This window comes from Caballeronia sp. M23-90, from assembly GCF_053574605.1.
Map to the genome: position 1 here is coordinate 1 of NZ_JBSIPA010000215.1, position 10,554 is coordinate 10,554.

At 61.5% G+C, this 10,554-nt stretch carries 9 protein-coding genes and 2 pseudogenes; 2 read left to right on the forward strand and 9 right to left on the reverse strand.

Annotation, left to right across the window (positions count from 1 at the left end):
• Positions 1 to 428 (reverse strand): NAD-dependent epimerase/dehydratase family protein (locus ACRXB1_RS20225; RefSeq protein WP_449493005.1); only part of this gene is annotated, 428 nt, incomplete at its 3' end.
• Positions 429 to 553: 125 nt separating this feature from the next.
• Between ACRXB1_RS20225 and ACRXB1_RS20230 the strand changes: the two genes are divergently transcribed.
• A complete protein-coding gene (locus ACRXB1_RS20230; RefSeq protein WP_449493006.1) occupies positions 554 to 1,516 on the forward strand; it encodes an AraC family transcriptional regulator in 963 nt (320 codons plus the stop codon).
• A gap of 23 nt (positions 1,517 to 1,539) precedes the next feature.
• Here ACRXB1_RS20230 and ACRXB1_RS20235 read toward each other — a convergent pair whose 3' ends face one another.
• From ACRXB1_RS20235 to ACRXB1_RS20250, 4 genes and pseudogenes are all read right to left on the reverse strand, one after another.
• Positions 1,540 to 3,342, reverse strand: coding sequence for an ABC transporter transmembrane domain-containing protein (locus tag ACRXB1_RS20235; protein WP_174365149.1), 1,803 nt, complete (start codon positions 3,340 to 3,342; stop codon positions 1,540 to 1,542).
• A 55-nt stretch (positions 3,343 to 3,397) separates the two neighbouring features.
• Positions 3,398 to 4,603, reverse strand: coding sequence for a multidrug effflux MFS transporter (locus tag ACRXB1_RS20240; RefSeq protein WP_075360323.1), 1,206 nt, complete (start codon positions 4,601 to 4,603; stop codon positions 3,398 to 3,400).
• 188 nt (positions 4,604 to 4,791) lie between these two features.
• A pseudogene (locus ACRXB1_RS20245) lies at positions 4,792 to 4,890 on the reverse strand (alpha/beta hydrolase); the annotation flags it as partial.
• Between the two features lie 17 nt (positions 4,891 to 4,907).
• Positions 4,908 to 5,096: pseudogene (locus tag ACRXB1_RS20250) on the reverse strand (RNA polymerase sigma factor); the annotation flags it as partial.
• A 389-nt stretch (positions 5,097 to 5,485) separates the two neighbouring features.
• Between ACRXB1_RS20250 and ACRXB1_RS20255 the strand changes: the two are divergent.
• The gene (locus ACRXB1_RS20255) at positions 5,486 to 5,797 is read left to right on the forward strand and encodes a hypothetical protein (protein ID WP_449493007.1); all 312 of its coding nucleotides are present in this window, start codon (positions 5,486 to 5,488) and stop codon (positions 5,795 to 5,797) included.
• A gap of 62 nt (positions 5,798 to 5,859) precedes the next feature.
• Here ACRXB1_RS20255 and ACRXB1_RS20260 read toward each other — a convergent pair whose 3' ends face one another.
• The 4 genes from ACRXB1_RS20260 to ACRXB1_RS20275 all read right to left on the reverse strand — a co-directional run.
• Complete coding sequence (locus ACRXB1_RS20260) at positions 5,860 to 6,567, reverse strand: extensin-like domain-containing protein (protein ID WP_449493008.1); 708 nt, start codon at positions 6,565 to 6,567, stop codon at positions 5,860 to 5,862.
• A 60-nt stretch (positions 6,568 to 6,627) separates the two neighbouring features.
• Positions 6,628 to 7,362: a Crp/Fnr family transcriptional regulator gene (locus tag ACRXB1_RS20265; RefSeq protein WP_062002437.1), complete on the reverse strand. Its 735-nt coding sequence runs from the start codon at positions 7,360 to 7,362 to the stop codon at positions 6,628 to 6,630.
• Positions 7,363 to 8,008: 646 nt separating this feature from the next.
• Positions 8,009 to 8,812: an exodeoxyribonuclease III gene (gene xth, locus ACRXB1_RS20270; RefSeq protein ID WP_086386694.1), complete on the reverse strand. Its 804-nt coding sequence runs from the start codon at positions 8,810 to 8,812 to the stop codon at positions 8,009 to 8,011.
• A 109-nt stretch (positions 8,813 to 8,921) separates the two neighbouring features.
• On the reverse strand, positions 8,922 to 10,554 hold a 1,633-nt coding region (locus ACRXB1_RS20275; protein ID WP_449493009.1), incomplete at its 5' end, for a putative bifunctional diguanylate cyclase/phosphodiesterase.

Below are 10,554 nucleotides of genomic sequence, written 5' to 3' on the forward strand. Positions count from 1 at the left end.
TGTGCGTCGGCGGCCGACTCCGACTTGCGCGGGAGCGGGTGCGCGGCGGAAAGCGTATCGTCCTCGGTTGCAACACGGCCCGGCGCAAGAAGGCCCAGCCCCGATGTAACGAGCAGCGGCCGTTTCGACCCTTCGAGCGCATCGCCTAGCGCTTCAATGGCGCGCCGGTCCAGCTCGCAGTTCTCCACGAACTTCGAGAAGTCGTGATTGAAAGCCGTGTGGATCACGCCATCTGCCGCCGCCGCGCCGCTGCGCAAGCTGTCAAGATCTTCGAGCGTTCCGCGATGCGCTTGCGCGCCCGCCGCTTCGAGCGCCGCGACACCCGCATCCGATCGCGTCAAACCCAGCACCTGATGTCCTGCACCGATCAATTCCCGAACAACTGCGGAGCCGACAAAACCGGTCGCTCCAGTGACAAAGACTCGCATCGATACTTCTCCATTTGATTGAACGCCGAGGACCCTTCCAGCGCGTCGTTCCGATCATAGGCGGGCAAACAAGAACGAGCTATGCTGTATCGTTCGTTTTATCTTCGCGTTCGTTCGGAAAAACCATGGACCCGCTCTCAGACGTACTCTCGCTGTTGAAGCTGCGCAATTACGTATCAGGTGGTTTCGAAGCGGGCGGTGACTGGTCGCTATCGTTCCGCAAGCATGAAGGCATCAAGTTTTACGCAGTCGTTTCCGGCGAGTGCTGGCTGTCGGTGGACGGCGTTCCCGAGCCCGTGTACCTGGCATCCGGCGACTGCTTCATGTTGCCAAGAGGACGCCCTTTTCGCCTTGCCAGCGATCTCAGGTTGATGTCGGTCGATTCAATGACGATTTTCGCCACCGCCAAAGCTGGCGGTATTACTCCGTTCAACGGCGGCGGGGATTTCCTGAGTGTCGGCGGCCATTTCGCGCTGACCGGCGATCACGCGGGCATTCTGTCGGGCGTGTTGCCACCCATCGTGCACATTCGCGACGAATCGGATAAAGCAGTGCTGCGCTGGTGCGTGGAACGGATGCGGCAGGAACTGCGCGAACCGCAGCCGGGCGGCTTTCTTGTGGCGCAGCAGCTCGCGACCATGATGCTCGTCCAGGGCTTGCGCCTGCATCTGACAGAAGCTGCGAAGGGTGCGAAGGCGGGTGTCGGCTGGTTGTTTGCACTGGCCGACAAACGCATGGCGGCCGCGATCACGGCCATGCACGACGACCCTTCCCGCCGATGGACATTGCAGTCGCTCGCCGAGCGCGCCGGCATGTCACGCACGGTCTTCACACTCAAGTTCAAGAAGACAGTCGGCGTCTCGCCCATGGACTATCTGACGCGCTGGCGAATGCTGCTCGCCGGCGACCGGCTGACGAACTCGGGCGCGCCGGTTTCATCGATTGCGCAATCGCTTGGGTACGAATCCGAAAGCGCGTTCAGTACCGCGTTCAAACGCGTGATGGGTTGTTCACCCCGGCAGTACAGCCGTGGACACGGCGCGGTGGCAGCCTCGTATGGCGACCGCGAAACCACCGTCGCTGCGTAGGGACTCACATCTGCGTCACGCGCTTACTGATGCAAAGGCATCTCGGCACTTCCGAACTGCAACGCGGCAAGCTGCGCATAAAGCGGCGAGCTCAGAAGCAGGTCGGCGTGACGGCCCTGCGCAACAATGTGCCCGTGTTCCATCACGACGATACGATCCGCCTGTTGCACCGTTGCAAGCCGATGCGCGATGACAAGCGTCGTCCGGTTCTGTGCAGCGTTATCCAGTGCCTGTTGCACGAGGCGTTCGCTGGCGGCATCGAGCGCGCTGGTTGCTTCGTCGAGCAACAGGATGGGCGGGTTCTTCAGGATCGCCCGCGCAATCGCAATGCGCTGCCGCTGTCCGCCGGACAAGCGCACGCCGCGCTCTCCGAGAAACGTCTCGTAGCCTTGCGGCAATGCTTCTATAAACCCCGCCGCCGCAGCCATGCCGGCCGCGCGCTGAACTTGTTCGAGCGTGGCGTCAGGCGCGCCGTAGCGGATGTTGTCGAGCACGCTGCCCGAAAAGATCACCGATTCCTGCAGTACGACGCCGATCTCCTTGCGCAGATCGGCGAGGGGCACATCGCGCGTTGGCACGCCGTTGATCAGGATGGCGCCGGTCTGCGGATCGTAGAAGCGCAGCAGCAACTGGAACAACGTGGTCTTGCCGGCGCCCGAAGGCCCGACCAGCGCAACATGTTCACCCGAGCGCACGTTCAGCGTGATACCCGAAAGCGCCGCTATGCCGGGACGCGACGGATACGAGAAACTCACGTTATCGAAGCGGATGCCCTCGCCTTGCGCGGGCAGCGGGATGGTCGTGCCGGCCTGCGTGACCGGCGAGCGCGATGACAGCAATTGCAAAAGCCGTTCGGTGGCGCCGGCGGCCCGTTGCAGATCGCCCCACACTTCGGCGAGCGCGCCGACGGCGCCGGCCGTGAACACCGCATAAAGGATGAACTGGGAAAGCTGGCCTGCAGTCATGCGCCCGGCCAGCACCGCTTGCGCGCCAAGCCACAGCACGAACACGATCGCGGTAAACACGAGCACGATCACGACCGCCGTTAACCACGCGCGCGCCCGAATCCGCGTGAGTGCCGTTTCAAAAGCAAGTTCCACCGCGCCGCCAAACCGCCGCGCCTCGAACGGCTCTTGCGCATACGACTGTACGGTCGGCATGGCGTTGAGGACCTCGCCCGCCAGCGCGCTTGCGTTCGCGATCTTGTCCTGGCTCGCACGCGAAAGCCGCCGCACACGCCGCCCGAAGATAAGAATCGGCGCTATCACTACGACCAGCGTGCCAATGATATAACCCGACAGCACGGGACTCGTCACCGCGAGCATCGCCACGCCGCCGGTCAGCAGGAAGAAATTGCGCAGTCCCATGGAAAGGCTGGTTCCGACGACTGTCTGGATGAGCGTGGTGTCGGCCGTGAGCCGCGACAGGACCTCTCCGCTTTGCGTGGTTTCGAAGAACTGCGGACTCATGCCGAGCATGTGGTCGTAGACCGCGCGCCGAAGATCGGCGGTGACCCGCTCGCCCAGCCACGATACAAGATAAAAGCGCGCCGCCGTGGCGCCTGCCAGCACCAGCGACACCACAAACAGCGCGAGGAAATATCGATCGATATGCGCGCGGTCGCCCCCGGCGAAGCCCCGGTCGATCAGGTATTTGAACGCCACCGGCAACGCCAGCGTGGCGCCCGCCGAGGTGATCAGCGCGAGGAAAGAAAGCGCCCATCGTCCGGCGTAAGGACGCAGGAAGGGGAAAAGCGCAAACAGCGGTTCGACGGCCCGTGAAGGCGGCGCAGACGTTGACGATGATGAAGGGACAGCGTGCGGCATGAGTTTCCCGATTGGTGCGATGTCCCATGCATTGTGCCAGCGCAGCGTGACGACCCTACTCCGCCGCTGCCGGCATGCGGAAGTGTTCCGCGCGCAATGTGACGTGCGCGAACACGAAGGCGGTAATCGCCGACAGTGCAATGCAAACCACCATCGGCTTTGGCGCGCCGTTCGTGACCAGACCCGAGAGCGCCATCACGGCCGCGCCGACCACGAACTGCAACGCGCCCATCAACGCCGAGGCCGTCCCCGCGATCGCACCGTGATGTTCGAGCGACAACACCGCGGAAGTGGGCATCACCAGCCCGAGGAACCCATAGCCGATAAACAGGAACAGCATCATCAGCGGCAGGTTATCGGCGCCGGCGAGGAACAGGACGGCGAGGATGCTCATGGAAAGCGCGAAGCCCGAGACCGAGACGCGAATCACGCGCGGCAGGCCGTACTTGGCAGTCAGCCGCGCGGTCAACTGGCTCACGCCGAAGAACGCCGCCGCATTGAGCGCGAAGCAGAGGCTGAACATGGTCGGCGTCAAACCATAGTGGTCGATGATCACGAACGACGCATTCGCCAGATAAACGAAAAACGACGACAGGCCGAACGCTCCGACCAGCGTCAGCCCAAGGAACGAAGGATCGGTCAGCAACTTTCGATACCCCGCAAACGCGCTGGCCCAGGAACTGTCGGCACGATGATGCGCCTCGCGCGTCTCTTCCAGTTGCGTGGCGGCGAGCACGAACGCAACACCGCCCGCGACCGTCAGCGCCCAGAACACGCCGCGCCACCCGAACGCCGCGATGATGATGCTGCCCGTCAACGGAGCGAGGATCGGCGATACGCTCACGACCAGCATCAGCAGCGACATCAGGCGCGTGGCGTCGTGTCCCGTATACAGATCACGTACGATGGCGCGCGGCACGACCATTCCCGCGCATGCACCGAGCGCCTGCAACACGCGAAAGCCCGTCAGCACGTGCACGTCCGGCGCGAACGCACAGCCCACGCTGCCCGCCGTGAAGATCGCGAGGCCCACGTAGATGGGCAACTTGCGACCGAACATGTCGGCGAGCGGTCCGTAGACGAGCTGGCAAACCCCGAGCGTGACGAAGAACATCATCAGGCTCAACTGCACTTCGTTGGGGGTTGCGTGAAGCGCACCGCCTATTGAAGGAAGCGCGGGAAGATACATATCGATGGCGAACGGGCCAACGGCGGTGATGAGGCCCAGCACGATGGCAAGCTGCAGGAAACGTCGATTCATGGGTAACCGGATGCTCAATGGAAAATCCCGGGGCACTTGCGTGGCCCGGGGTTTAAAAATTCAAAGGTTTCGTGGCACGAGCGTCGCAGCCGGCTTCAATCTGCTTCAATCGCTCGCCCAAAGTCGCGACGTTACAGTGAAATCCGAATTCGCGCAGGACGTGCGGCGAAATCCACTGTGTTCACACGTCACTGTTGCGCATGTTCAGCGGCATCTTCTATCACAGCCGCGACCTGCTTCGGACGCGATTCGTAGACCGAGTGGCTCGCACCCGGAATCACGGTCGTTCACGTCCTCGCAAAAGTTCAATGGAAAGCATCTGCAGCGCTGCATCGTGGTCGCGCACTTCAAGGCGATGAGTCTGATTCGCCGCAACCGCGAACTCGGTTTCCGGCACGCCTTCGTCATCGACACTCACATGGATCGCGTGCATGGATGCATGACGGCGCTGGTTCGCAAACAGGTTGTGCATGATCGTGAAGAGCCAGGCGCGCGGGAGTGCCTTGACTGCCCGAAGCCGAACGTCCCGAGCTGCCTGATCCTCGATGTACGCCTGCGGCAAGAAAGTGGCCTGGCGCTTCAGGACGACTTGGTGCGAGACGGCCTGCGCATCCCGGTGTAATCCATGACGGGTTACGGCGACATCGAAATGTCGGTGCGGGCGATGAAAGCCGGCGCAGTGGATTTCCTGACGAAGCCGTATCGCGACCAGGACATGCTCGACGCGGTCGACAGCGCCCTTGCGCGAGAACGAGGTCGCTTTCATGCGGCTGTCGTCCGATCATAACCGGCTTGCAATTTGATGGAATAGAACGGCCTGTTCCAGTGTTTGCCTTTACGAGACCCAGTGTCCACGGGTCAATCGCTCAAGGAAAACCGAACATGCCGCCACATCTCGTGTTCACACAAGAATCGCTGCGCTTTTTGTCGAAGCACGCGCAGCAATATCGCCGGTCAGGAAACCGCTTTAATCTGTCATGGATCGATGTTGTGCTGCTTCTGCTGATCGCGGCACTGCCGCTCGTGCAATTGTCCACGCGATGCGAAATGGCCGCGCTGCTTCTGGTCTACGGCCCGATGCAACTCCTGCGCAGCATTCCCTACGACATTCGCATATTCATCCTCACGCATAGCCGCGTGTCGCTTTCGATCCTGCAGCTGACGAGTCAACCCGCGTTGGCAGGAATCCGCTGAACGGAGATCGAGAGACTCTCGACAACAATCCAGTCGATGCAACCCGTACCTGCCGCGGGCGATCATCGGCAGATGCTGTACGGGCCCATGTCCACGTGAAAATGCGTCTTGTGCAAGGCGTTGTAGTCGGGACCGAGCATGGTTCGAAACGCGTGGCAAGCGCCTTCATGCACGCGATGCAGGAAAGCCCCGTCCCGCGAAGCATCGTCCCAACCGTCAAGCGTGATGCGCTTGCCACCGGCGAGCACGAAGCCCGTCAAATCGATGGCATTCGCACTTGCGTGCTGGCTGAGCGCCGTGTCCTGCTGATGATTGACGTTGCGGCATGCATAGCTGCCGACATGTTCCACGTGCGACACGCGCTCGCCGTAAAGCTCAGCGGCGGCGGGCTGTAGATACTGATGCTCGAAGAAGGCGATTCCGACCGCGAGCGGACAAGTGGCCATGAACGGCGAGCTGAAACGCAGACTCTCCGATTGCGTGATGCGCACCACATCCTTCAATACACACCCGCCCGGCCCTGATGTATCAGCAACCGGCCGATACACAAGACCCGACTGTTCGAGTGCGGCCGCGCAGAGTGTTGCATCATGCGTAGTCCGCCACATCTTCAACGTTGTGAGCGGTCCCGGGGGTGCGTGAACATCGATTGGTGTGAACGGGTTGTATCGATCGGGCACGGCGACGCGCCCCACCTGCACCAGATAACCGAACGCCATCGCGGCAAAGAACGCAAGCAACAACACAACTGAAACGATCCGACTCGTCACCCTGCGCTCCGCATCCGGTCATGGCCGACAGAGGCAGCACGACGCATGCCTGTAAGAGGCTTAGCTGACTTCTTCGGTCTGGCGGATGCGGGGCAGCATGCGGTCGAACTCGCGCTTGACGATGCCGTAGCATTCGCACGCACGCTCCTCCAGTCCCGCACGATCAAGCACCTTGATACTGCCGCGGCTGTGATGGATCAGGCCGGCATCGTGGAGTTTTCCTGCCGCTTCGGTCACGCCTTCACGGCGCACGCCCAGCATGTCCGCGATCATTTGTTGCGTGACTTGCAGATTGTCAGTCGGCGTACGGTCGATCTCGATCAGCAACCAGCGGCACAACTGCTTGGAGAGCGAGTGATGACGGTTGCACGCCGCGGTTTGCGCGACTTGCGTCAGGAGCGCTTGCATATAGAGAAGCATCAGGCGGCGCAGGAAGTCCGAGCGGCCGAACTGTTCACGCAAGGCCGATGCGCTCATGCGATAAGCGAAACCCGGGCACTGGACCTGGACGCGAGTGGGCATCGTGTCGCCGCCTGTCAGCACTGGAACACCCGTCATGCCTTCACGGCCGATGGCTGCGATCTCGACCGAACCGCCGTCTTCCATGGTGTGGAGAAGCGAGATGATGGCCGTCGTCGGAAAATACACATGCTGAATACGCTGTCCCGAATCGCAAAGCAACTGCTCGGTACGAAGCTGAACAAGCTCGAGGTGGGGCGTGAGCGCTTGCCATTCGTGCGCGGGAAGCGCACCCAACAGATGATTGCCGTGCAGGTCGGACTGAAGGGTCAGCATGATGATCTTCTCTTTATATTTTTGCGCGGTGCGCCGTTTTTTTATTCCGGCCGGTTTCGCGTTTCGTGATGCATCTGACGGCATCAATCTAAAACCCGATTCCTGGCCAGCCCCGAAGCAGTTCGTGCCTGTCGTTTGTTTCTCTTTGTTTCAACATTAACGAGTGCTGCACCACATACTTAGCGAGGACCGTGCCAGAGAGCCTCAAACTCAATGCCAGCAAGGGCATAGCCGGGCTATGCAGCAGCGCACATTCAGGGGGTAAAGGTTTACGTTTCAGTTTTGAACAGATCGGGACGGTCGCGCGTTTATCCGTCGGATTAATTCCTGCTATCACTTTTGTCTGCCAAATGCCTTGCCGGAGGCCCTTCGCGGGCTCCGGAATGCATGGAAATCGAGGCTTTCCCGGTGCGAAGCCTTGATAGGGAAGGCATGCGCAGGGCGTTTTTAAAAATGATGCAAAACTGTTCCATCAATACCGCGGGCAGCGGGCAAAGCATGCCCAATCGCCTGCGAATGGGCCGCAGGCGCGTGTTGAGATGGATGGAAGCCCTGCGCGCTGTGGTTGCGAGCCGGGCCGGAGGGCGGCATCGCAATGATCGAAAAATGTTGCGTTGTTGTCGCAAAGGCCTCAGGCCCCTTTTTCTCACTTCTTTTTCGCCGCCCTGCTTCGCGGTTTTGGGCCGAGTTCAATCCAGACTGGCGCGTGATCGCTTGCATGCGGCTGGTCGCGCACCCAGCGGTCGACGCCCGCGCCACGGAGCTTCGGCGCCAGATCCGCACTCAGAAGTACATGGTCGATCCGCAGGCCCGAATTCGTCTTCCAGTGTTCGCGAAAGTAGTCCCAGAACGTGTAGATGCGTTCGTCGGGATGCGTCGCGCGCAGCGAGTCCGTCCAGCCTTGCTCCAGCAGACGCGCATAGCATTCGCGGCTCTCGGGCTGCAGCAACGCGTCTTTCTTCCACGACCGTGTGTTGTAGATATCTTCGTCGGTGGGAATGACGTTGAAGTCGCCCGCCAGCACCACCGGATGGCCGCTCGCATAAAGCGTCGCCGCATATTCGATCAGCCGCTCGAACCAGGCAAGCTTGTAGTCGAACTTCGGTCCCGGCTGCGGATTGCCGTTGGGCAGATAAAGACAACCGATCAACATGCCGTCGACCGCTGCCTCTATATAGCGGCTATGGGTATCGTCCTCGCCGCCCGGCAAGCCGCGGCGGCTTTCAAGCGGATCGGCGCCCTTTGCGAGGATCGCCACCCCGTTCCACGATTGCTGACCATGCCAGATCGCGCCATAACCGGCTGCGCGGATTTCGTCGATGGGAAACGCCCCGTCCTGCGCCTTGAGCTCCTGCAGGCAAACCACATCCGGCGCTTCGCGCTCCAGCCACTCAAGCAAGGCGGGCAACCGCGACCGGATGCCATTGATGTTGAACGTTGCGATCTTCACGCTGGCGCCTCCCCTGGGGGTAACTGATTTCACGACCCTACGCAATCTTCAGGCCTTCCATCATCGCCATTCACGACGAACACGCAAGCGCTGTCCCCGTGGACCTGCGTCACACGTTCTGAGGCATCGCGCGCCCCAGGCCTTCGAATTCGAGGGCGGGCATCGGGCGTCCGAGCAGGAATCCCTGTAAGGAGTCGCACCCAAGGCGCGTCAGCAGATCCTGCTGCGCGTCGGTCTCGACGCCCTCAGCCACGATCTTCAGATTGAGCGTCTGTCCGAGCGCGATGATCGCCGCTACGATCGCCGCGTCCTCACCGCCGGCGACGAGTTCGCTCACGAACCCGCGATCGATTTTCAGCTCGCTTGCCGGCAGGCGCTTGAGATAAAGCAGGCTCGAATACCCGGTGCCGAAATCATCGATGGAAATGCGCACGCCAAGCGCACGCAGGCGTTCGAGAATCTCGAGGCTGGTATCGACGTCACGCATGGCCGTCGATTCCGTGATCTCCAGTGTCAGCGCGTCGCCTTCGAGCTGATACCGTTCCAGCGCGCTCTTCACGGCCGGCACGAGCCGCGCGTTGCCGAACTGCAGGGCCGAGATGTTGACGGCCATCGTGAGCGTGGGACGCCCCGCGCGACGCCATTGCGAAACCTGCCGGCACGCTTCGTCGATAACCCATTCCCCTATCTGCACGATCAGACCGGTCCGCTCCGCGATCGGAATGAACGTGTCGGGTGGAATGAGGCCGCGTGTCGGATGATTCCAGCGCAGCAACGCTTCGACGCCCGTGATCGGTCCGCTCGGGGCGACGAATTTCGGCTGGTAGTGCAGGACGAACTGACGCCGTTTGCGCGCGAGCCGCAGGTCTTGCAAAAGCGCAAGGTGATCTTCCGTGTGCGTATTCATTGCACCTTCGAAGAAGCAAGCCTGATTGCGGCCAACGGATTTCGCGTGATACATCGCGACGTCCGCGTTCTTGAGCAAGACTTCGACTTCCTCGCCGTCACCCGGATACAACGCAATGCCGATGCTCACCGAGACCCGCAGATCATGTCCCGCGACATTGAACGGATCGTCGATAGCCGAGACCAGCTTGTCCGCGATGATCGATGCATCGGCCGGTTCGCGCACGCTCGCGATCAGCACGAATTCATCGCCTCCTACCCGCGCGCACGTGTCCTGCAAGCGGACGTTGGCGCGGATGCGGTCGGCTGTCTGCATGAGCAGCAGGTCGCCGATGGCATGTCCGAAGGTATCGTTCACGCTCTTGAAACCGTCGAGGTCGAGAAACATCACCGCGAAGCACTGCTGGGTGGAATCAGCCAATTTGGCGGAATCGATCGCGGACTTCAGGCGTTCTTCGAGCAGCACGCGGTTCGGCAACTTGGTCAGGTTGTCGTGCAGGACCAGATACGACAACTCCTCGTTCGCTTCTTCCAGCGACGCCGAGAGCGCCGCGGTCTGCATCTCCAGCCGCAGGTCGAGCACCGACGTGATCAGCACGACGGCAAGCACGGCGATCGTCACGACGATGATCGGCAGCGCGAGCGTATCGTTATGCAATCCGCCACGCGCGGCGCCGCAAATCGAGCCCAACGGAAAACGCGCCGCCGCCATGCCGGTGTAGTGCATTGCTACGACGGCCCCGCCCATCACGAGCGCGGCGCCGACCCGGTAGCTGCGCACGCGCGAGCTGTAGGCGCGCAGCCGGAACGCGATCCACAATGCCGCGCCGGCGGCA